Source organism: Microbacterium shaanxiense, from assembly GCF_054779995.1.
The window spans coordinates 702,539-724,797 of the sequence record NZ_BAAGXE010000001.1; the positions used below are offsets into that span (position 1 = coordinate 702,539).

Below are 22,259 nucleotides of genomic sequence, written 5' to 3' on the forward strand. Positions count from 1 at the left end.
CGTCCTGGCTGGCGCCACACGCGGACGGCACGGACCGCCTGTCATGGCGATCCGGTACTCACGCTCAGGAGGAGCATGCCGACTACGGCAACCGCCGCTACGCGGCGAAAGAAGACGTCGCGTCGTGATGACGAGGCCCCGCTGATCCCCATCCTCGCGCGCAAGGTCCGAGAGATCGAGGCCAAGGCGCAGCGCGGCAAGCTGGGACCCACGAACCGCGTGAAGTTCCAGGTGATCGCCTTCCTCGTGCGCGAGGAGCGCGCCAGGGTCAAGACGGACGCGGCCTTCACCGATTCTGCTCGGGCCGAGCTGCTCAAGCGACTCGACGGCGTAGCGACGATACTGGCGAAGACCGCTGCACGGGACACCTCCCTCATCCAGCTGCTCGAGGCCGACTCGGCCACGAGCCCCGTCGCGAAGCGCATGCGCCGCGACTGGCTGCTCGAGTCCGGTGCCGAGCTCGCACCGGAAGAGCTCATCATCACCGACATCGCGCCCGTGCAGGCTCCGGTCGTGCCCGCCGCGCTGGCCGATCGCCAGGTGATCCCGCCCGCCGTGGAGTCCAGGCAGCTCGCCAACCCGTTCCTCGCGCCGGATCTGACCCCTCGCCAGCCGACAGCGCCTCGGCGCAGGCTGGACGACTGGGAACTCATGGGTCCGCTGTACAAGGCGTTCGAGACGGGTGCAGGCGGATCGTCGGCGACCATGGAGCTCCCTCCGACGCCGGAGTACGATCACGTCTCGCCCAAGGGCCTCGAGGTCATGGTGCACCAGTCGCGGTTCCTGGAATCCGTGCGTCACGGCCACCGCAGCTTCCTGCTCGCAGACGAACCGGGCCTCGGCAAGACGGCCCAGTCCGTCCTCGCCGCATCCATCGCCGACGCGTACCCGCTTCTCGTGGTCGTCCCGAACGTCGTGAAGATGAACTGGGCCCGCGAGGTCGAGCGGTGGACGCCGCAGCGCCGCGCCACCGTCATCCAAGGCGATGGCACGGATGTCGACGCGTTCGCCGACGTCTTCATCGTCAACTACGAGATCCTGGACAGGCACCTGTCGTGGCTCGGCTCGATCGGCCTCAAGGGCATGGTCGTCGACGAGGCGCACTTCATCAAGAACCTCTCGTCCCAGCGCTCGCAGAACGTGCTCGCGCTGGCGTCGCGGATACGCGAGCGCACGCGCGATCCGCTCATGATGGCGCTCACGGGTACACCGCTGATCAACGACGTCGAGGACTTCGACGCGATCTGGCGCTTCCTGGGCTGGACCACCGGCGACAAGCCGGGTGTCGAGCTCATGCGCAAGCTGGACGACACCGGACTCACCCCGGCGGACAAGGCCTTCTACGCTGAGGCGCGCGACGCCGTGATCTCGATGGGCATCGTCCGTCGCAAGAAGAAGGACGTCGCGGCCGACCTGCCGGACAAGCTCATCGCCGACCTGCCCGTGCAGTTGGACGACGAGTTCGGTCGCGGCATCCGCCAGGCCGAGCGCGAGCTGGGGGAGCGGCTCGCAGCCAAGTACCGCCGCATCGTTCAAGCACGCGGCGATCGCGGCCTCGAGCCCGGCGAGATCGACGAGGACATCGTCCGTCTCGTCGCCCACAACGAGCTGGAGGAGTCGAAGGCGGCGGGAACCGGCGGAGACAACGTCTTCACCATGGTGCGCAAGATCGGTCAGGCCAAGGCTCAGCTCGCGGCGGACTACGCCGCTCAGCTGCAGCGCTCGGTGGGCAAGGTCGTCTTCTTCGCCAAGCACATCGACGTCATGGACCAGGCCGAAGCCCACTTCAGGGCATCCGGCATCCGTTACGTGTCGATCCGGGGCGACCAGACGACGCCTGCGCGCCAGCAGGCGATCGACGACTTCAACGGCGACGAGAGCGTCGGGATCGCGGTCTGTTCCCTGACAGCCGCCGGCGTCGGGCTGAACCTGCAGGCGGCGTCCAACGTCGTCCTCGCGGAGCTGAGCTGGACGGCAGCCGAGCAGACGCAGGCCATCGACCGCGTCCACCGCATCGGGCAGGACGAGCCGGTGACCGCATGGCGGATCATCGCCGCTCACACGATCGACACGAAGATCGCCGAGCTCATCGATCAGAAGCAGGGCCTCGCAGCCCGTGCTCTCGACGGTGAGACCGTGGAGGCGTCGGCCAGCGAGTCGGTCCAGCTCTCCGCGCTCATGCATCTGCTGCGACAGGCTCTCGACGCCTGAGGGGGCCGTCACGATCGCTAAAGAATCGCGCTTCTTGACGGTGATTCACGGTTTTCGACGCGGCATCTGCGGAAGATCGGTCGTTCGCCGCATATCGCGGCGCAAGATCATCGTTTTTCGCGGCCGCTGAATGGCGTCGGCCGGTGATGCCCACTAGGGTCGAGAGCAGGCAGCGTCGCCCGTCCCCCTCCCGAAACGTCCGAAGGCATCAGCATGAAGATCGGCATCCTCACCAGCGGCGGCGACTGCCCCGGCCTCAACGCGGTCATCCGCGGCATCGTGCTCAAGGGCACGACCTCGTACGACCTCGAGTTCGTCGGTATCCGCGACGGATGGCGAGGCGTCGTCGAGGGTGATTTCATGCCGCTCACCCGTCACGAGGTCAAGGGACTCTCCAAAGTCGGCGGCACGATCCTGGGCACCAGCCGCACGAACCCCTACGAGGGGGAGCGCGGTGGTGCCGACAACATCGCCAAGACGCTCTACGGGCACAAGATCGACGGCATCGTCGCCATCGGCGGCGAGGGAACCCTCGCAGCCGCTGACCGGTTGTCGAAGGACGGCCTCAACGTACTGGGCGTGCCGAAGACCATCGACAACGACCTTCGAGCGACCGACTACTCGTTCGGTTTCGACACCGCGGTGAACATCGCGACGGACGCGATGGATCGGCTTCGCACCACCGGAGACTCGCACCAGCGCTGCATGGTCGCCGAGGTCATGGGCCGTCACGTGGGGTGGATCGCGTTGCACGCCGGCATGGCGGCCGGTGCCCACGTGATCTGCATCCCCGAGGTGCCGATGTCGATCGACGAGATCGCCGAGCTGGTCACGAGCGCTCACGATCGTGGTCGTGCGCCCCTCGTCGTGGTCTCGGAGGGCTTCAAGCTCGAAGGCATGGACGAGGCGTTCAGCGACAAGGGTCTGGACGCCTTCAATCGCCCGCGGCTCGGTGGCATCGGCGATCAGCTCGCTCCCGCGATCGAGCGGATCACCGGCATCGAGACCCGCGCGACGATCCTGGGCCACATCCAGCGAGGCGGTTCGCCCTCCGGATTCGACCGCGTGCTCGCCACGCGCCTCGGCCTGCACGCCGCAGACGCGATCATGGAGGGAGCCTGGGGCAAGATGGTCGCCATGAAGGGAACGGACATCGTTCGGGTGCCGTTCGAGGAGGCTCTCGGCGAGCTCAACACCGTGCCGCGCTATCGCTACGACGAGGCCGCTGCGCTCTTCGGCTGAACATCGCACGCGCTCAGCGAGCGCACAGCGCACCCACAGGCGAGGTGAATGCTGACCGCCTATCGTCGCTTCGATGATGCGCGCAGATTCACGTCTTCCCCACGGCAGGCACTTCGCCCTGACCTGGGGGATCAGCGATCACTACGGCGGCATGACCAATGCCATGCTGCGACGCTCGCGGTCCTTCAAGCGGCTGGGCGGCGTCGACGTCGACATCCTCACGCTCGATGATCGCGCCGACTATCACCTGCTGGATTCACGACTGCGCGCGGCCGGCGAACTGATCGAGGGGATGCGGATCCGCAACCTCTGGGACGATCTTCGCCGTCGGCCGCCGAGGGCGAAGGGCACGGCGGCTGACCCGGTCGAGCCGCTCACGCCTGCCGAAGACGATGTGGTGTCCGAGTGCGACGGTGTGGTCATCGCCCGGCAGCGCTCTCAGGCGGACGGCGGCCCGGTCGCGGTGGATCGGTTCCGTCGTGACGGAACCCTGCTCGCCACCGAGCGCACGGGAACCGACACGCGGCACATCGTTGTGTACGCGGAGGACGGTACTCCGATCCGGTCGTGGAGATCGAAGTGGAGTCTGTACCGATGGTGGTTCGATCGGTTGACGGCGGGGAAGACCAGTTACCTGCTGGTCGATTCGAAGACCGCTGCCCCGTGCGTCGCCGGCTATCGGAGGGAGAACGTGACGACCGTCCACATCGTGCACGCGTCTCACCGGCTGCGCGGACGAGCGGGGACGTTGCGGGCTTCGCGCGCAGCCGTTCTGCGGCGGGCGGAGGAGTTCGACGACATCGTCGTCCTGACGGAGAGGCAGCGGTCGGACCTCGAGGAGGATCTCGCTGCCATCGACGTCAGAGCCAGGATCCGCGCGATCCCGAACGAGGTGGATCTCCTCGAGGCGTCCGGACGCCCTCGTTCCGACGCCTCCGGTGTCGTCGTCGCCTCCTTGGACACCCGCAAGCGCCTGAAGCATGCAGTGGATGCCGTGACGCGCGCGCACGCGGTCGATCAGCGGATCAGCCTCGATCTCTACGGCGACGGGCCGCGGGAGCGTGAGATCCGCGCACATGTCGAGAAGCGCGGAGTCGAGGAGCACGTCCGGTTCCGAGGATTCGACCCCGACGCGCGTGCGGCCTTCCAGACCGCGGGATTCAGTCTTCTGACCTCCACCTCGGAGGGGCTGCCGCTCGTACTGATTGAGAGCATGGCCGCGGGCTGCATCCCCATCGCGTACGACATCCGATACGGCCCGGCGGACATGATCCACGACGGCGTCGACGGATTCCTCGTCCCCGAGGGCGACGTGGCGAAGATGACGGAGCGGATCCTCGAACTCCAGTCGATGCCGGCAGCCCGTCTCGAGGGCATGAGGAGGCGGGCGATGGCGCGAGCCGCGGAGTTCTCCGAGGCGGCGGTGACCCGTCAGTGGGCGCGGGAACTGCGCGCGGCGTTCGACGCGAAGCGGATCGCCTCCGCGCGCGAGCAGCCGCTGCGCGTGCGCGTGCGGCGACGCGCAGGAGTCGTACGCAGGCGGATCCAGTGGATGACAGGGCGCTGACGGGGCCGATCAGGCAGCATTCGCGCGGCGGTCACCGTGGTCATGCGGTGGGGCTCCGTCGCCCGGCGATGCGGCTTCCCACTCGGCGCGCCAGCGTGTGCGACGGACGCTCCACCCACCGGTAGAACAGTGCAGAGACGCCGAGCGACAGCGGCAGCCCGATGAGGCACACCAGCCACCATCGGTCGGCGCCGAGCAGGTAGCCCAATGTCCCGAGGACGGGTGCGTGCACGAGGTAGAGGCTGAACGAGATCCTGCCCAGCCACAGTGCCGTCGGACGCTCGCACGCACGGCGCAGGAACGGCCACACGATCGCGAGCAGCACGATGAGCGCCGCGCCCACCCCGGCGAGTCCCCAGATCACGTCCTCGACGGGCGCCGGGTAGGCGCCGACGACCGGTCGTACCAGCCAGCTGGCGATGAGCAGCACCGCGGCCACCGCGGCGAGGATCGGCCAGAGCGACCTGGCGTGCAGGCGCTGCGAGAACCCGCGGATGCCGTCGAGATTGACGGCGATGACGGTTCCGAGCAGGAACACCGGGAAGTACACGAGCGCGTCGATGTCGAGCACCCGCCCGGCGACGGTGGCGACTGCGGCCAGCACGGCGAGGTACGCGCTCGCACGGCGGAAACGGATCGCGAGCCACACGAACACCGGGAGCAGAAGTGAGAAGAAGAGCTCCCATCGCAGCGACCACAGCACGTTGTCGATGTCGTACGACGCCGGAAGCAGAGATGCTTCCGCCAGAAAGGAACCGGGTGAGACCGAGGTCGCCTGTGCGTCTCGCAGCCAGGAACCCTCGGGCATGGCAGAGGCGTCCCGAGGGATCGCGACGATCAGCACGGTCGCGAGGATCAAGGCTCCGACCACCGGGAGATACAGCCGGAGCAGGCGTGACGGGTAGTAGCGGGCCCACGTGAAACCCGTGCGCAGAGCAGGCAGTGCGACGACGAGACCGGACAGTGCGAAGAAGACGAGAACCGCCTCCGTACCAGGGAACAGCAGCTTGAGCGGACTCTGTGTCAGCCACGCCCACCCCGTCTCGCTCATCTCAGGGCGTGCGATGAGCGAGAGGTGGTAGAGCACGACGGCGAGAGAAGCGAGTCCTCTCAGTCCGTCGAGACCTGTGATCCTGGTTGAGCTGTCGGACATCCCGCGCCATGCTAGGCGCCGGATCTGCGAGCGGCCTGATCAGTCGGTGGATGCGCTGCCGGCGAGACCGAGGGTGTCCAGCATCCAGGCGAGCTCGAAAGCCCGCTCCTTCCATGCGTTGTACCGACCGCTCACGCCGCCGTGTCCTGCTGCCATCTCGCATTTGAGCAGCACGTCTTCGGCGCCGGCCTCGCGAAGCCGTGCGACCCACTTGGCCGGCTCCACGTACAGCACACGGGTGTCGTTGAGCGATGTCATCGCCAGGATGCGCGGGTAGGCGACGCCGTCCTGCACGTTCTCGTAGGGCGTGTACGACTTCATGTATGCGTAGACGTCCGCGTCGTGCAGCGGATCGCCCCACTCGTCCCACTCGATGACGGTGAGCGGCAGCGAGGGGTCGAGGATGCTGGTGAGCGCGTCGACGAACGGCACGGATGCGAGGATCCCCGCGAACCGTGTCGGCGCCAGATTCGCGACCGCGCCCATCAGCAGACCGCCGGCGCTTCCGCCCTCCGCGACGAGCCGCTCGGGGGTCGTCACACCGCCGGTGATGAGATGCTCGGCGCACGCCACGAAGTCGGTGAATGTGTTGCGCTTGTTCATCAGCTTGCCGTCGTCGTACCAGGTACGACCCATCTCACCGCCACCGCGCACATGCGCGACCGCGAAGATCACGCCGCGATCGAGCTCGGAGAGCCTGGCGACCGAGAACCCGGGATCGATCGAGTGCTCGTACGATCCGTATCCGTACAGGTGGACGGGGCGAACTCCTTCTCCCGGCGCACCGAACGACTTCTTCCAGACCAGTGAGATCGGCACCTGTGTGCCGTCGTCCGCTGTCGCCCACGCCCGCTCCTGGCCGTACTCGTCGGCCGAGTAACCTCCGAGCACCGGCTGGCGCTTGCGCAGTACGAGCTCACGAGTGACCAGATCCAGGTCGTACACCGTGCTCGGGGTGACGAAGGACGTGTAGCCGAGGCGGAGGAAGGGGGAGTGCCATTCCGGGTTGCCCGACGGCCACGCGGAGAACAGCGGCTCGTCGAAGCCGAGTTCGTCGACGGTGTCATCCGCGTAGCCCAGCAGCCCGATCCGTTCGAGTCCCTCGCTGCGGTAGCCGACGACGGCGTGGTCGCGGAAGCAGTCGACTCCGAGAATGCGGCGCCCCGCCTCATGCGCCATGACGACACGGCGTGCGCCCAGCGGATCGTCCGCCGCGACGGAGACGAGTTCGAAATCGACGGCGTCCTGATTGTGCAGGATCAGCAGCCGATCCTGTCCGTCGATCACGGCGTGCTCGAGCGAGTACTCCACGCCCTCGGTGCGCGGCCACACGAGTCGCGGCTCTGCCGTGATCTCGCCCTCGAGGTCGACGAGGTACTCCTCGCTCGTGATGCTGGAGCCGACGCCGATCACGAGGTAGCGCCGGCTGCGCGTGATCCCCGCGCCGAGCCAGAAGCGCTCATCGCTCTCGTGGAAGAGTTTCACGTCGTCCTCGACGGGCGTGCCGATCACGTGCAGCCACAGCGTGTCCGGACGCCAGGCGTCGTCGCGGGTCGTGTAGATGATGCCCGTGCCGTCCGGAGTGAAGAAGCCGCCGCCGGTCTTCGGGATCTCGTCATCGAGGTTCTCGCCGCTGACCAGATCGCGGACCTTGATCGTGTACAGCTCGTCGCCCTCGTAGTCCGGCGCCCACAGCATCCTGGTCGCATCGTCCGACGTGTCGAAGGAGCCGAGCGAGAAGAACTCGTGGCCCTCCGCCTCGACATTGCCGTCGAGGAGGATCTGCTCGCCGGGGACGGGGACGCCGGGCTCGAGTACCGGGGGAGTCCAGTCGTCCTTCGCCGCCGCTGCGCGGCATTGGATGCCGTACTGCGAGCCCTCCTCGCTGCGGCTGTAATACCACCAGTCGCCCTTGCGCGTCGGGACCGAAAGATCCGTCTCCTGCACGCGTCCCTTGATTTCCTGGAACAGCGTCTCGCGCAGACCTTCGAGATGTCCGGTCCTGCTGTCGGTGTACGCGTTCTCCGCCTCGAGATGTCCGATGACCTCGGCGGAATCCTTCTCTCTGAGCCACTCGTACGGGTCCTCGAAGGTGTCTCCGTGATGTGTGCGGGTGTGGGTGCGGCGGGCTGCGATGGGGGCGTTGGTCACCGTTCCACGCTAGCTCAGGTCGAGTTGACCGGAGCCGGGCAGGGTGCGAGGATTTATCGGGGCCGGTTAACGGAAGTCAAACCCACGGTGAACTCTTCGTTCATCACGCCGATCACGTCGGCAGCTCTCTTCCAATCACACAACCGAAAGCGAACGGTGGAAACCGCAGCCCTCATCGTCGTGCTGGTCATCGCACTGGCTCTCTTCTTCGACTTCACCAACGGCTTTCACGACACGGCGAACGCCATGGCGACCCCGATCGCGACGGGCGCCCTCAAGCCGAAGACCGCCGTGCTCCTCGCAGCCGTGCTCAATCTCATCGGCGCATTCCTGTCGACCGAGGTCTCCAAGACCGTCTCGCACGGCATCATCAACGAGGACGCGATCAGGGATTCGGGGGCCGAACTCTTCCTCTCCGTGATCTTCGCCGGACTCATCGGCGCCATCACGTGGAACATGCTCACCTGGCTGCTCGGGTTGCCGTCCAGCTCGTCGCACGCGCTGTTCGGCGGACTCATCGGCGCGACCCTGGTCGGCGTCGGACTCGGCGGCATCGACTTCGGAATGGTGCTCTCGAAGATCGTCCTCCCTGCGCTCATCGCGCCGATCACGGCAGGCATCATCGCCTTCGTCGCGACGAAGATCGCCTATTCGATCACCCGGCGCTACGACAACAAGCCGGACGGCCGAGACGGCTTCCGCTGGGGCCAGATCTTCACATCGTCCCTGGTCGCGCTCGCGCACGGAACGAACGATGCGCAGAAGACCATGGGCGTTATCACCCTCGCGCTCATCACCGTCGGTTGGCAGAGCTCCGACCAGGCGGACCCCTACTTCTGGGTCATCTTCGCATGTGCGTTCACGATCGCGCTCGGCACCTATCTCGGCGGCTGGCGCATCATCCGCACATTGGGCAAGGGCCTCACCGACGTCAAGCCCGCACAGGGTTTCGCTGCGGAGAGCTCGACCGCGGCGACGATCCTCGCGTCCAGCGCCCTCGGCTTCGCGCTCTCGACCACCCAGGTCGCATCCGGCTCGGTGATCGGCTCTGGCCTCGGTCGTCGAGGATCCACGGTGCGCTGGCGGACCGCCGGGCGCATCGGCATCGGTTGGCTGCTCACGCTTCCCGCTGCGGCAGCGGTCGGTGCGGTGGCGGCGCTGCTCGTGGTCTGGTGGGGCACCTGGGGTGTCGCGATCGACGCCGTTCTCGCGCTGGTCATCATCGTCGGCCTGTTCCTGCGCTCGCGCCGCAACGCGGTGACGGCTGACAACGCCATGAGCGACGTCGCCGAGTCCGGACTCGCGGTCGAGCTCCCTGATATGCCGCCGCCGACCAGACGACAGCTGCGCATCGAACAGGCGCGGGCCGAGGCCAAGGCCCGTGCCGATGCGAAGGCCGACGCGAAGGCGAAGGCGAAGGCGGCGAAGAAGGGCGGTACGCGATGAGCGTCGAGATCGACTGGCTCGCCTTCGTGCAGGTGTTCGCCGCGGCTCTGATCGGCGCGACGGCGATCGTGACCTTCTACGCACTCGGTCTCCGGCTGCTCGTCCGTGCCGGGCATGCACCGGTCGTGAGCCCTGCGGAGTTCACCGACGCGATCACCGTGATCAGTGAGAAGGAAGCCAGGCGCGCCGCGAAGCAGGCTGCCAAGGCGGCGAGGAAGAGCCCGCTCACCGATGGGCAGAAGCGCGTCGCGCTCGCGGGCGCCTACGGCTGCTTCGCGCTGTGCGCGGTCGCTGTGATCGGCGGCATCCTCGTGATCGTGATCGGCCACTGATCGGGCGACGACGCGGCGGCTCAGAACCCGTCGGCGCGGGCCGGCGGCATAGACTGGACGCATCCCCTCGTTCCTGATCCGCCACCACCCACAAGGATGTGACATGGCTTCTGCCGCGCCCGCTCTGACCCGCACCGAGACTGACTCCCTCGGGAGCATGGAGATCCCCGTCGACGCGTACTGGGGGATTCACACCGCCCGCGCAGACGCGAACTTCCCGATCACGAAGCGACCGATCTCGGTGTATCCCGATCTTGTCCGTGCGCTCGCTATGGTGAAGCAGGCCAGTGCCAGGGCGAACAAGGAGATCGGGACCCTCGATGCGATGAGGGCCGATCTCATCGACGCCGCGGCGCAGCGGGTGATCGACGGCGAGTTCCACGATCAGTTCACGGTCGGCGTCATCCAGGGCGGAGCCGGCACCTCGACGAACATGAACGCGAACGAGGTGATCACCAACATCGCCCTGGAGGCGGCTGGGCGTGAGAAGGGCGACTACGAGTTCCTGTCTCCGATCGACCACACCAACCGCAGCCAGTCCACCAACGACGTCTATCCGACGGCCGTGAAGATCGGCCTCTCGCTCACCCTGCGCTCCCTGCTCGACGAACTCGATCTGCTGCGCAGATCCTTCCTGAGCAAGGCCGTCGACTTCCACGACATCCTGAAGGTCGGACGCACTCAGCTGCAGGACGCCGTGCCGATGACGCTCGGCCAGGAGTTCCACGGGTTCGCGACGACACTGGGCGAGGACCACAGCCGTCTGACCGAGAACGCCTCCTTGATGTTCGAGATCAACATGGGTGCGACCGCGATCGGCACCGGCATCACCACGCATGCCGACTACGCGCCCGCGGTGCTCAAGCACCTGCGGGAGATCACGGCTCTCGATCTGGAGACCGCGACCGACCTGGTCGAATCCACCAGCGACACCGGCGCCTTCATGTCGTTCTCCTCGTCCCTGAAGCGCAACGCGATCAAGCTCTCGAAGATCTGCAACGATCTGCGCCTGCTCTCATCGGGCCCGCAGGCGGGTCTCGGCGAGATCAATCTCCCTGCCAAGCAGGCCGGATCGAGCATCATGCCGGGCAAGGTCAACCCGGTGATCCCCGAAGTCGTGAACCAGGTCGCGTTCGCGGTGGTCGGTGCGGACATGACCGTGACGATGGCAGTCGAGGCAGGACAGTTGCAGCTCAACGCCTTCGAGCCCGTCATCGCGCATTCGATCTTCCAGTCGATCACCTGGATGCGGCAGGCGATGTGGACACTGCGCGTGAACTGCGTCGACGGCATCACGGCGAACACCGATCGCCTCGGCGCGATGGTCGGTGCCTCGGTGGGCGTCATCACCGCGCTCACGCCGTTCATCGGCTACGCCGCAGCCGCAGCCCTCGCCAAGACCGCACTGCTGACGAACCGCAACGTCGCCGACCTCGTCGTCGAAGCAGGACTCATGTCGCGCGAAGAGGTCACCAAGCAGCTCTCGCCCGCGCGGTTGTCCGGCCTGGAGGCCGTGACCGCTGCGATCACCGTGATCCCGCCGGAAGGCCTGATCGAGATCTGATCATCTTCGGTCGAGCCCCGCTCCCGTGCGGAGCGGGGCTCGACCGAAGGCTCAGTCGTAGATACGGCAGTGCGTGGTGAGCTCGCCGATGCCGTCGATCCCGACGGTCACGGTCGACCGGTCGCGCAGGAAGATCTGCGGCTCGCGGGAGTAGCCGGCGCCTCCTGGGCTGCCGGTGGAGATCAGCGTTCCCGGTCGCAACGTGACCGACTGGGACAGATGCGCGATGAGAGTCGCGACGGAGCGGACCATCTGTCCGGTCGTCGCGTCCTGCACCGTGTGACCGTCCACGACGGTCCAGATGTGCAGATCCTGAGGATCGGGGATCTCGTCCGCCGTGACGACGAACGGCCCGGTCGGAGTGAAGCCGTCGAAAGACTTGCAGCGCGACCACTGCGCCTCGGAGAACTGGATGTCCCGGGCGGTGATGTCGTTGACGACCGTGTATCCCCAGACGTGATCGAGGGCTTCCGCCTCACCGACGTCCTTCGCGGGGCGACCGATCAGCACGCCGAGCTCGGCCTCGTAGTCGACCGACTCGCTCAGTGTGCGGGGCCACCCGGTGGTCGCCTCGTGCGATGTGAGGGAATTCGGCCAGAGCGTGAACACGGTCGGCGCGGTGTCGGTCTTCAACCCCAACTCGCTGGAATGCGCGGCGTAGTTCAGCCCGATCGCGAGGATCACCGGCGGATCGAGCACCGCCGACGCGAAGCCGAAGCCGTCGAGCGGATAGCGGGGCGCCGCGCCTTCATCGAGTGCGGTGCGCAGCGCGCCGAGGGCATCATCACCGCCGTCGATGAGCTGCTGGAGAGTGAGCGGAGCCGGATCCATCAGATCGGAGACCAGCACGGCCTCGGCATCCTGGATCACTGCGAGGTGGGCATCGGGGGAGTCTGGCCGACGCAGATGGGCGAAACGCATGTCTCCTACGCTACCGTCAGGACGCCTGCAGCAGAGTGAAGGTACCTCTAGGCTTTGGCTATGTCATTCGGAGGACCGTCAGAGCCGCAATACACGCCGCCCCCGTCCCAGCAGCCGCAGCAGCAGCAGCCCCAGTACTCGCAGCAGCAGTACTCGCAGTCGCCGTACGTGCCGCCGCAGTTCAGCCAGCAGCCGACATACGCCTCGGCTCTCGCGCAGCCCACGCACTATTCGCCGCCCGCGCCTGCCGCTCCGGCCCCGGCGGGTGCGCTGCCCACCCTCCCGGTGGCGTCCAAGAAGGGCAGGACGGTGTCAATCTGGCTCTTCGGCGTGCTGGGCTTCGCACTCGTCGCCCTGATCGGCTACTTCGTGTGGGCGCTCGGTGCCGTGGCATCGGGGATGGGGCTCGTGCTCGCACTCATCCCGCTCGCGATCGTCTTCCTGGGCGTGTACATCATCGATCGCTGGGAACCCGAGCCCAAGGCGCTGATCGTCTTCGCGATCGCGTGGGGCGCCATCGCCGCGGTCGGCCTGACGCTGCTCATCGACATCGGCATGACTCTCGCGTTCGGTCTGCGTTCGGAGGCGGTGAGTGCCGTGATCCAGGCGCCCATCGTCGAGGAGCTCGCCAAGGGGCTCGGCATCTTCATCATCTTCCTGATCGGGCGCCGGGCTTTCGACGGCCCGATCGACGGCATCGTGTACGGCGCTCTGGTCGGCGGTGGCTTCGCGTTCACGGAGAACATCCAGTACTTCGCCATCAGCCTGATCGAGGGCGGCGGTGAGCAGCTCACGGCGACCTTCGTGATGCGCGGGCTGCTCTCGCCGTTCGCGCACGCGATGTTCACGGCGCTCACCGGCTTCGCGATGGGGCTGGCCGCGCGCCGCAGCGCGTCGAAGAGCAGAGTCCTGGGCGCGGGCCTGCTGGGTCTGCTCGGTGCGATCATCCTGCACGGCTTCTGGAACGGGTCGGCCACTTTCGCCGATTTCTTCGCGCTCTACATCACACTCCAGGTGCCGCTGTTCATCGGGTTCATCCTCGCGATCGTGGCTCTGCGGCGAGAGGAGGCCCGTGTCACCAGGGAGCGTCTGGGCGACTACGCGGCCGCCGGATGGTTCACGCCGGAGGAGATCACCATGCTCGCGACACCCGCCGGTCGCAAGGTGGGCATGAAGTGGGCTGCGGGACTCCGTGGCGATCGCCGACCCTTGATGAAGACCTTCATCAAGGATGCCGCCGCTCTCGCGGCTGTTCGCCAGCGCGCGATCATCGGACGAGACCCACTGGCCGCCGACGACGAGCGGGCCCTTCTCACGCGCACGCGCGCGACAAGGGCGGCGCTGCTGGCGTACTGAGCCCTGGCGTCGGGAGACCGGTGCCCACCAGGTCGTCCATACCAAGACTCAGCGCCCGGTGCTGCGGCGATGCCTGCATGTCTACCGGGCGCTGAGTTGATCTGTATTCAGATTGCACCCGGCATCCGCATCGTGTCAATACCTTCGGCGCCGGCAGCCGGATGAGCGCGTCCGGGTGTTCGCTCTGAGCAGGCGCGGTCGCGTTGACCGGCGCCGATCGCTCGGGTTGTATGGAGTCATGACTGATCGCACAAAGCCCGAGTTCGACGCCCCCACAGCTCCCGCTCCCACTGAGCTCGTCACCAGAGACATCATCGAGGGCGACGGCGCGGCCGCCAAGCCCGGCGACACCGTCACCGTGCACTACGCCGGCGTCGAGTACGACTCCGGCGAGGAGTTCGACTCGTCGTGGGGCCGCGGCGAGACGATCCAGTTCCCGCTGCGTGGACTCATCCAGGGCTGGCAGGACGGCATCCCCGGCATGAAGATCGGTGGGCGTCGTGAGCTGATCGTTCCTCCGCACCTCGCGTACGGCCCTGCCGGCTCGGGGCACTTCCTGTCCGGCAAGACCCTCATCTTCATCATCGACCTGGTCGCCGTCGGCTGAGCGGAGCGATGATCTCGAGGGCCTCTGTTCCGTTTCGGAACGGGGGCCCTCTTCTTTTTGCTGAGATCTTGTGCCGTGATCTCGGAATACATGCGCTCGCATAAGAGTTGGCACGATGTGAACGTACGAGACCCCCACGATTCAAGGAGACAATCCGAATGACCACGATCGACATCCCCGGCTACCGCGCAGGCACCTGGGTCCTCGACCCCGCACACAGCGAGGTCACCTTCAGCGTCCGTCACATGATGATCTCCAAGGTGCGCGGCACGTTCGGCATGAAGAGCGCGACGCTCGTCGCGCCGGAGAACCCGCTCGAGGCGAAGGTCGAAGCGAGTGTGGACGTCACCTCCATCGACACGAACGACGAGGGCCGCGACGGCCACCTCCGCTCGGCGGACTTCTTCGACACCGAGAACTTCCCGACCATGGAGTTCGTCTCCACCGGTGCGCGGGTGGAGTCCGACGACTTCTTCATCGACGGTGACCTGACCATCCGCGGAATCACGAAGCCGGTGAGCTTCGCCTTCGACTTCGGTGGCTTCGGCACCGACCCGTACGGCAACTACAAGGCGGGTGCGTCGGCGACCACCACGATCAACCGTGAGGACTTCGGCCTGACCTGGAACGCCGCGCTGGAGACCGGTGGCGTCCTCGTGGGCAAGGACATCACGATCAACCTCGACCTGCAGGGCGCTCTGCAGCAGGACTGATCGTCGTCATCGAAGACCCCGTACCGTCACGGTACGGGGTCTTCTGCGTCGTAGGCGCGGAAACTCGGCGTGAGGCGTACGAGCACGCCGACGAGCGCTATCACGATCAGGCCGCCGAGCAGCGGCGGGAACCACAGCACGGTGAGCGTCGCCAGCGTGCCGGCGTAGAGCGCACCGAGGCGGGGCCCGCCGGCGACCACGATGATGAAGATGCCCTGCAGCCTTCCGCGGATGCCATCCGGGACCGAGGCCTGCATCATCGTGTTGCGGTAGATAGCGCTGATGTTGTCGGCGGCTCCTGAGAGCGCAAGGGCTGCGCAGGCCGCGATGATGAGAGCGATGTTCGCGTGGGTCTCGTCCGCCGCGGGTGACCACGCAGCGATCAGCAGCACCACTCCGAAGAGCAGGATCGCCGCACCGTACGCCTGCACCGCCCGTTCGATGCCCCGGCCGTGCCAGCGATAGCGGACGATCCGACCCGAGAACAGGCTAGAGAGGAAGGTCCCCGCCGCCACGGCCGCGGTCAGGGCACCCGTGGTCACCGCGCCTCCGCCGAGGAGGACGGCTCCCAGTGCCGGGAACAACGCCAGTGGCTGCCCGAACGTCATCGCGACGATGTCGACCAGATACTGCATCCGGATGTTGGCGGCTCGAGTGAGGAACCGCCAACCGTCGACCAGTGACTCCAGGCCCGGCCGGACGATGTCGCCCTCCGGGCGTAGAGCGGGAAGCGTCCACAGTCCGAGGAACATGGCGAGCATGAGCACGACGTCGATCGTGTAGGTCCAGCCGTAGCCGGTCAGAGCGACGAGGACGCCGGCGAGGGCCGGTCCGACCATCACCATGACCCCGATCGTGATGCCGTTCAAGGCGGATGCCGCGGCGAGGAGGTCGCGGGGGATGAGGCGCGGCACGATCGCCGTCCGAGTCGCCATGCCGACCGAATTGGCTGCCGAATTGATCATGCTCAGCGCGTACAGCCACCAGATCGTCTCGAGCTGCCCCCAGGTGAGGACGGCGAGCAACAGGGTGGAGGCGAATGTGATGATCGCGGCGATGAGTGCGACCTTGCGGCGGTCGAATGCGTCGGCGAGCATCCCGCCGTAGAGGCCGGCGAGGATCATCGGCACGAGGCCGGCGACGGCGACCATCGAGACGGCGAACGTGCTCGCAGTCAGCTCGAACACGTGCAGCATCACGGTGACGATGGTGAGCTGGCCACCCAGTCCTGCCAGTGTCGAACCGATCCACATGCGTGTGAAAGCGCCGCTGGCACGGAACGGGCGCAGGTCGATGAGAGACCCGCGGGCACCGCCGCTCACGTCTCGACCTCGCGCGGCGACCTCCGGTCGGCTTCGGGACGATCCCGCAAGATGATCTGCACGAGTCGAGGCTATCGGCTCGTCGCGGCGTCGCGGTCGGCGGAGGTTCGGCTCGTGCGCCGAGGCTGGTAGACTCTACAGGTTGCCGTTTGATCGGCCGCGGATAAAGAGAGCTCGCACATCAGGTGCAGGGCGCCGCGCAATGAGTGAAAGGGGATCGAATCTATGGCACTGGAAGCAGACGTCAAGAAGGCGATCATCGAAGAGTACGCGACGCACCCCGGTGACACCGGATCCCCCGAGGTGCAGGCCGCGATGCTGACGCAGCGCATCAAGGACCTCACCGAGCACCTCAAGGAGCACAAGCACGACCACCACTCGCGTCGTGGCCTGTTCCTGCTCGTCGGTCAGCGCCGTCGTCTGCTCGGCTACCTCCAGGGTGTGGACATCGAGCGTTACCGCTCGCTGATCCAGCGCCTCGGACTTCGCCGATAAGGCACCGAGCCAGCGTAATATCGCACTTCTTCCGAAGGCCGTCCCAGGTGTGGGGCGGCCTTCGTCGTGTGTCGGTGCACCCGCGCTCATTGCTTTCCAGGTGGAAAGTCCGTAGATTCGGTCTCAACTTGCGCTTTCCAGTTGGAAAGCTGATGTGGAGGCCTCTGTGGACCAGCGACCGATCGACGGCGCGGCGCCGCTGCCCGCCCCGAGCTCCGACGTCGCACGTGCCTACCTCGAAGAGGTCGCGACGGTCCGCTCGCGCCGCGAGGCGCGCATCGATCGGCGTGGCGCGGGTCGACTCGCGTTGGTCGAGCCCGTCGTCCTGTCCGTGTACGTCACGGTCATCGCGATCAGTATGGGCGAGTCCTCCGCGTCGTCATCGTTCATAGTGTTCGTCGGTCTGTACCTGCTGTGGATCCAGCTCGCCACTCAGCGTCGAGAGGGCTACGGGATCATGGGATCCGGCGTGTCCGCGCCATGGACGACGGCGATCGTGCTCTGCGTCGTGCTGGTCGTCGTGCTCGGCGCCGCCTTCCTCGCGGGCGTCACCGGTGCGGAGATCCCGTTCCTCGTGCGGCTGGTCCCCGGGACGCTGGTTCTGCTCGTTCTCGGTGCCGCAGCGATTCGCGCCATTCGATGCTCGGCTCCTCCGACGGAGATCTTCGCCACGAGACGCAGACGGCTCTCGATCGGAGCGCGATGGGCCACGATCGTCGTGGGCGCAGTCATGGCTGCGGGTATCTGGGTGCTCTCCGCCGGCGATGAGCTCCTGCGTTCCTTCCTGGGCATGCTCTTCATGCTCGGGTATCTGACCTGGTGGACCGTGACGCGTGTCGTCGAACGGGTTCCGGCGCTCGGAGCGGTCTGGGCCTGGCCGCAATGGACGGCCTTCGCGTTCTCCGGAGTGATCATCATGACGATCGTGCTCCTCCAGGCGAGGGGCGAGACCGGGGTGCTCGTGTTCGGCCCTGCGGCTGCGGCCGCAGCGTTCATCCTGCATCTCGGCAGTGCGTTCCTGGACGGGCGCGATGGCTGACACGCACCCGCGACTGCGCCTGGACGACAACTTCGCAAGCCCGATCCGCTTCTCGCTCATGGCCGCACTTCTCGACGGGAACGAGCTCGACTTCGCGACGCTCGCGAGAATCCTTCAGGTGGGAGATTCGGCGCTCAGCAAATCCATCTCGCACCTGCACGTGACCGGCTACGTCACCACGCGCAGGGGAGAGACGGAGAGTCGGCCCCGTACCTGGGTGCGTTCGACGGCCAAGGGAGAGCGTGCATTCGCTGCGCACCTGCAGGCGCTGCAGGAGATCGTCGAGTTCGGCGGTCAGCAGCCGCGCTGAGCGGGCGGATGCGGCGCCGGATTGCGCCGGTGCCGCATTCTCAGGCGGAAGCCGCCAGCAGATCGGAATGATGGATCGCGGCGACGTCCGGGTGAGCGCGCAGCCTCGACTTCAGGGCGTTCTCGCCGTAGAGGCTGTGGATCGGGTTACTCGGATCCTCCGTCACGCCGCGGGCTTGGTCTGCGAGCTCCGCCGGCAGCTCGATCAGCGGCAGCTTCGCGTCGAGCGCGGGGCTGAAGAAGAAGGGCACCGAGATGCGGTCCGCCGGAGCCTTGGGGGAGATCACGCGGTGGTTGGTCGCCTTCAGGTATCCGCCGGTGGCGTACTCGAGCATCTCGCCGATGTTGACGATGAAGGCGTCGTCGACCGGGGGAGCATCCACCCACTCGCCGTCGCGTTCGACCTGCAGGCCGCCCTTGCCCGGTTCGACCCAGAGCAGCGTGAGGACTCCGGAGTCCTTGTGCGCACCGACGCCCTGCTGCGGCTCCGGTGCATCGGTGCCGGGGTAGCGGACGATCTTCAGCAGACTCGCCGGATCGCCGAAGTCGGCGTCGAAGTGCGTGCGTTCGGCGCCGAGTGCCTCCGCCCAGCTGCGCAGCAGACGCCGGGAAATGCCCGTGAGGTGCTCGCGCCACGTCTCCACGACCACCCGAAGCTCGGGTTGCGCCTCCGGCCACAGGTTCGGGCCGATCAGGCGGTTGAACGCAGGACCGCCTTCGACGGGCTCGCGCTCGGGCCCGATGTCGATCTGCTCGCGCCAGTCGACCTTGCCCTGAGTGAGCTCGCCACCGATGCGCGTGTAGCCGCGGAACTGCGCGCTGTGCACGTTCTCGATCGCGAGCTTCTGCTCCTCGGGAAGCGCGAAGAAGTCCCGGGCTGCCTGCTGCAGTCCGCGGAAGAGCGCGGGATCGATCCCGGTGCCTGTCAGGTAGAAGAATCCGACGTCGTGGGCAGCGGCGGCGAGCTCGCTGCGGAACCTCGCAGCCGCCTCTGGGCCGCCGTCGAGCTGGGAGAGGTCGAGGACGGGGAGGTTCAGTTCAGCCATGACCCGAGCGTACGGCGGGTTCTCATCGCTGACCTCGTGTGTTGCGAAGAGTTACCGCCGGTAGCGTGGAGACATGCCGCGCCTGTGGATCTTGCTCCGTATCGTCCTGCCCGCCGTCTGGATGGGCCTGATTCTGGGGCTCAGCTTCATCGAGACGCCGCTGAAGTTCCTGGCGCCGGGGATCACGACCCCACTCGGCCTCGGTATCGGTCGGCTGGTCTTCATCGCGTTGTCCGTGGCCGGCTGGACGATTCTCGTGATCCTCACTCTCATCGCGCAGGCGCGCCCACGCGAGACGAGGGGCGGGTGGATGCTGATCGGCGGGATGTGGATCATCATGGCTGTCGAGAGCTTCGTGATCCGACCCGCTCTGGCGGCCCGCAGCGATGTGATCATCGCGGGCGGTGATTCGGGGGAGTCGTGGCTGCACTACGGATACATCGTCGCCGAACTGCTGCTGCTGGTCGCCTTGGCCTGGTACATCGTGCGCGTGGCTCGGCGCATCCGAATCGAGTGATCCGTCGGCGCCTGTGCAGGGTGCTAATCTCTTCTTGTAAGGAGTGCCTTACCTAATCGCTGCAGAAAGTGCGCCGTCTGTGCTCGCCACCTTCCTCATCGGGCTCCGCGAAGGACTCGAAGCCGCGCTCGTCGTCGGCATCCTCATCGCGTATCTCCGCAGGCTCGACCGAGGCGACGTACTGCCCCGCATGTGGGCGGGCATCGGCCTCGCGATCGCACTGGCGCTGGGCATCGGCGCGGTCCTCACTTTCGGACCCAACTCGCTCACGTTCGAGGCGCAGGAGATCATCGGCGGCAGCCTCTCGCTGCTCGCAGTGGCGATGGTGACGTGGATGATCTTCTGGATGCAGAAGGCCGGACGCACCATGAAGCGGACACTCGAGCGTGGTGTCGACCGTGCTCTCGCGCAGGGCGGGCTGTGGGCGATCGTGGCGATCGGATTCGTCTCCGTGGCACGAGAGGGCATCGAGACGACTCTGCTGCTGTGGTCCATGGTGCAGTCGTTCGGCGACGCACCCGCCGCTCTGCTCGGAGCGCTGCTCGGCCTCGTGTGCGCTGTGCTCGTCGGTGCTCTGATCGCACGCGGGGCGGTCCGTCTGGACCTGCGCCGCTTCTTCCTCTGGACCGGCGGATTCCTCATCATCGTCGCCGCCGGGGTGCTGGCCTACGCGGTCATGGATCTGCAGGAGGCCGGTGTGATTCCCGGTCCGTTCTCCGATGCCGCTCCGGTCGATGCTCTGACCCATACGGTGGCGGTCGGGTGGGGCGCCTTCCCGTTCGGCTGGGCGTTCGACGTCAGCGCCGCCATCGCGCCGGGCGGAGTGCTCGCCACCGTGCTCCAGGCGACGGTCGGTTTCATGCCGGCGATGACCTGGATCCAGGTGCTGGCCTGGCTCGTCTACCTCCTCGTCGTCGGCTCGCTCTTCACCAGGGGCATCGTCGGCGCACGCAGCTCGGCGCTGGGGCGGCAGATCGCCCCGGCGCGGGACGACTTCTCGAACTCTCCGACACTCACCGAACCACAAGGAGCACCATGACCATGCCGACCCGACTTCTCGGTGCTCTGGCCGCCACAGGCGCCGCCGCACTCGTCCTATCGGGCTGCGTAGCGAAGGCAGATGTCGCCGACGCCGCAGCGCTGCAGGTCTCGTCCTCCGACTCCGACTGCGCTGTGTCGGATTCGGCGGCGACCAGCGGCACGCTGACGTTCGAGGTCACGAACGACTCCAGTCAGGTCAGCGAGTTCTACCTGCTTGCATCCGACGGACTGCGCATCGTCGGCGAGGTGGAGAACATCGCTCCGTCCGCGTCGCGCACGCTGACCGTCGTCGCCCAGCCTGGCGAGTACTTCACGGTCTGCAAGCCGGGGATGATCGGTGACGGCGTCGGACGTTCCGCGTTCACCGTTTCCGGTGAGGCCGTCGCCGTCGAAGGAGAGGACGCCGCGCAGAAGCAGAAGGCCGTCGATCTATACGCCGCGTTCGTGAAGGACCAGGTCGGACAGCTCGTCCCGGCGCTCGACGAGTTCATCGCCGCGTACGAGTCCAACGACGACGACACCGCTCGCGCGCTGTTCCCGCAGGTCCGGGCCTTCTACGAGCGCATCGAGCCGGTCGCGGAATCGCTCGGCGACCTCGATCCTCGCATCGACTACCGCGAAGTGGATGCCGTCGCCGAAGGACTGGACTGGACAGGCTTCCACCGCATCGAGAAGGACCTCTGGATCCCCGCTGCGGATGCGCTCAACGCCGACGCCGAGACGCCTGCATGGCAGGACTGGGCTCCGTCGACGAACGAGCAGCGCGGCGAGTTCGGCGATCAGCTCATCGCCGACGTGCAGGAGCTCTACGACTACGTGCACTCCGACGACTTCGTCGACGCGCTCGACGAACAGGGCATCGCCGGCATCTCGAACGGCGCGATCGCGCTGCTCGACGAGGTCGCGACCGGGAAGATCAGCGGCGAGGAGGACTGGTGGTCCGGCACTGACCTGTGGGACTTCGCCGCCAACGTCGAGGGATCGAGGATGGCGTTCGATCTGGTCCGCGACTTCGCGGAATCCACCGGCGATGAGGGCGCGGCGCTGGTCGACGACATCGACGCCGGGTACGCGGCTCTCGAGGAGTCCCTCGCCGAACAGGGATCGCTGACGTCGGGGTTCATCGGATACGGCGAGCTCACCGATGAAGACAAGCGCGAGCTCACTGATCTGCTCAACGCGCTGGCCGAGCCGCTCTCGCAGTTGACCGGAACGGTGCTCTCCTGA

General features: G+C 66.8%; 20 protein-coding genes. 15 read left to right on the forward strand and 5 right to left on the reverse strand.

Annotation, left to right across the window (positions count from 1 at the left end; all coding sequences use genetic code 11):
• The first annotated feature begins 75 nt into the window (after positions 1–75).
• The 3 genes from ACYVG2_RS03240 to ACYVG2_RS03250 all read left to right on the forward strand — a co-directional run bounded on the left by ACYVG2_RS03240 (position 76) and on the right by ACYVG2_RS03250 (position 5,020).
• Positions 76–2,211 carry a DEAD/DEAH box helicase gene (locus tag ACYVG2_RS03240; protein WP_460779652.1) on the forward strand — a complete coding sequence of 712 codons (2,136 nt, stop codon included), beginning with the start codon at positions 76–78 and terminating at the stop codon, positions 2,209–2,211.
• A gap of 213 nt (positions 2,212–2,424) precedes the next feature.
• Positions 2,425–3,453 (forward strand): 6-phosphofructokinase, encoded by a 1,029-nt coding sequence (locus ACYVG2_RS03245; protein WP_448965324.1) that lies wholly within the window; start codon positions 2,425–2,427, stop codon positions 3,451–3,453.
• A 73-nt stretch (positions 3,454–3,526) separates the two neighbouring features.
• Positions 3,527–5,020: a glycosyltransferase gene (locus ACYVG2_RS03250; RefSeq protein WP_460779653.1), complete on the forward strand. Its 1,494-nt coding sequence runs from the start codon at positions 3,527–3,529 to the stop codon at positions 5,018–5,020.
• A 40-nt stretch (positions 5,021–5,060) separates the two neighbouring features.
• On the opposite strand, the gene ACYVG2_RS03255 is transcribed toward ACYVG2_RS03250, so the two are convergent.
• Together ACYVG2_RS03255 and ACYVG2_RS03260 are read right to left on the reverse strand one after the other, a co-directional pair.
• Positions 5,061–6,173 (reverse strand): acyltransferase family protein, encoded by a 1,113-nt coding sequence (locus tag ACYVG2_RS03255; RefSeq protein ID WP_460779655.1) that lies wholly within the window; start codon positions 6,171–6,173, stop codon positions 5,061–5,063.
• Positions 6,174–6,212: 39 nt separating this feature from the next.
• A complete protein-coding gene (locus tag ACYVG2_RS03260) occupies positions 6,213–8,324 on the reverse strand; it encodes a S9 family peptidase (RefSeq protein ID WP_460779656.1) in 2,112 nt (703 codons plus the stop codon).
• Positions 8,325–8,480: 156 nt separating this feature from the next.
• On the opposite strand from ACYVG2_RS03260, the gene ACYVG2_RS03265 reads away from it, so the two are divergent.
• From ACYVG2_RS03265 to ACYVG2_RS03275, 3 genes are all read left to right on the forward strand, one after another.
• Positions 8,481–9,770, forward strand: a complete 1,290-nt coding sequence (locus tag ACYVG2_RS03265; RefSeq protein WP_448965328.1) for an inorganic phosphate transporter — start codon at positions 8,481–8,483, stop codon at positions 9,768–9,770.
• A complete protein-coding gene (locus ACYVG2_RS03270; RefSeq protein ID WP_448965329.1) occupies positions 9,767–10,102 on the forward strand; it encodes a peptidase in 336 nt (111 codons plus the stop codon). Before ACYVG2_RS03265 ends, ACYVG2_RS03270 begins: the two co-directional genes overlap by 4 nt.
• 103 nt (positions 10,103–10,205) lie before the next feature.
• The gene (locus ACYVG2_RS03275; RefSeq protein WP_460779657.1) at positions 10,206–11,666 is read left to right on the forward strand and encodes an aspartate ammonia-lyase; all 1,461 of its coding nucleotides are present in this window, start codon (positions 10,206–10,208) and stop codon (positions 11,664–11,666) included.
• Positions 11,667–11,717: 51 nt separating this feature from the next.
• Here the strand turns inward: ACYVG2_RS03275 and ACYVG2_RS03280 are convergent, their stop codons facing one another.
• The gene (locus ACYVG2_RS03280; RefSeq protein ID WP_460779658.1) at positions 11,718–12,587 is read right to left on the reverse strand and encodes a fumarylacetoacetate hydrolase family protein; all 870 of its coding nucleotides are present in this window, start codon (positions 12,585–12,587) and stop codon (positions 11,718–11,720) included.
• Positions 12,588–12,647: 60 nt separating this feature from the next.
• Between ACYVG2_RS03280 and ACYVG2_RS03285 the strand changes: the two genes are divergently transcribed.
• The 3 genes from ACYVG2_RS03285 (at position 12,648) to ACYVG2_RS03295 (ending at position 15,263) form a co-directional block, all read left to right on the forward strand.
• A complete protein-coding gene (locus ACYVG2_RS03285; protein ID WP_460779659.1) occupies positions 12,648–13,943 on the forward strand; it encodes a PrsW family intramembrane metalloprotease in 1,296 nt (431 codons plus the stop codon).
• A 238-nt stretch (positions 13,944–14,181) separates the two neighbouring features.
• Positions 14,182–14,550, forward strand: a complete 369-nt coding sequence (locus tag ACYVG2_RS03290; RefSeq protein WP_448965333.1) for an FKBP-type peptidyl-prolyl cis-trans isomerase — start codon at positions 14,182–14,184, stop codon at positions 14,548–14,550.
• A 158-nt stretch (positions 14,551–14,708) separates the two neighbouring features.
• Entirely contained in the window at positions 14,709–15,263 is a 555-nt protein-coding gene (locus ACYVG2_RS03295) for a YceI family protein (RefSeq protein WP_448965334.1), read from the forward strand.
• A gap of 26 nt (positions 15,264–15,289) precedes the next feature.
• Here ACYVG2_RS03295 and ACYVG2_RS03300 read toward each other — a convergent pair whose 3' ends face one another.
• Positions 15,290–16,585: an MFS transporter gene (locus ACYVG2_RS03300; RefSeq protein ID WP_460779660.1), complete on the reverse strand. Its 1,296-nt coding sequence runs from the start codon at positions 16,583–16,585 to the stop codon at positions 15,290–15,292.
• Between the two features lie 225 nt (positions 16,586–16,810).
• On the opposite strand from ACYVG2_RS03300, the gene rpsO reads away from it, so the two are divergent.
• The 3 genes from rpsO (at position 16,811) to ACYVG2_RS03315 (ending at position 18,429) form a co-directional block, all read left to right on the forward strand.
• Positions 16,811–17,080, forward strand: coding sequence for a 30S ribosomal protein S15 (gene rpsO, locus ACYVG2_RS03305; RefSeq protein WP_147037780.1), 270 nt, complete (start codon positions 16,811–16,813; stop codon positions 17,078–17,080).
• A gap of 166 nt (positions 17,081–17,246) precedes the next feature.
• Positions 17,247–18,119, forward strand: coding sequence for a hypothetical protein (locus ACYVG2_RS03310; protein WP_460779661.1), 873 nt, complete (start codon positions 17,247–17,249; stop codon positions 18,117–18,119).
• Entirely contained in the window at positions 18,112–18,429 is a 318-nt protein-coding gene (locus tag ACYVG2_RS03315) for a transcriptional regulator (protein WP_460779662.1), read from the forward strand. Before ACYVG2_RS03310 ends, ACYVG2_RS03315 begins: the two co-directional genes overlap by 8 nt.
• Before the next feature lie 40 nt (positions 18,430–18,469).
• On the opposite strand, the gene ACYVG2_RS03320 is transcribed toward ACYVG2_RS03315, so the two are convergent.
• A complete protein-coding gene (locus ACYVG2_RS03320; RefSeq protein WP_460779664.1) occupies positions 18,470–19,474 on the reverse strand; it encodes an isopenicillin N synthase family dioxygenase in 1,005 nt (334 codons plus the stop codon).
• Between the two features lie 73 nt (positions 19,475–19,547).
• Between ACYVG2_RS03320 and ACYVG2_RS03325 the strand changes: the two genes are divergently transcribed.
• The 3 genes from ACYVG2_RS03325 (at position 19,548) to efeO (ending at position 22,259) form a co-directional block, all read left to right on the forward strand.
• The gene (locus tag ACYVG2_RS03325; RefSeq protein WP_460779665.1) at positions 19,548–19,991 is read left to right on the forward strand and encodes a hypothetical protein; all 444 of its coding nucleotides are present in this window, start codon (positions 19,548–19,550) and stop codon (positions 19,989–19,991) included.
• 79 nt (positions 19,992–20,070) lie between these two features.
• Entirely contained in the window at positions 20,071–21,030 is a 960-nt protein-coding gene (gene efeU / locus ACYVG2_RS03330) for an iron uptake transporter permease EfeU (protein WP_460779666.1), read from the forward strand.
• Positions 21,027–22,259: an iron uptake system protein EfeO gene (efeO, locus tag ACYVG2_RS03335; protein WP_460779667.1), complete on the forward strand. Its 1,233-nt coding sequence runs from the start codon at positions 21,027–21,029 to the stop codon at positions 22,257–22,259. The genes efeU and efeO overlap by 4 nt, the downstream gene beginning before the upstream one ends.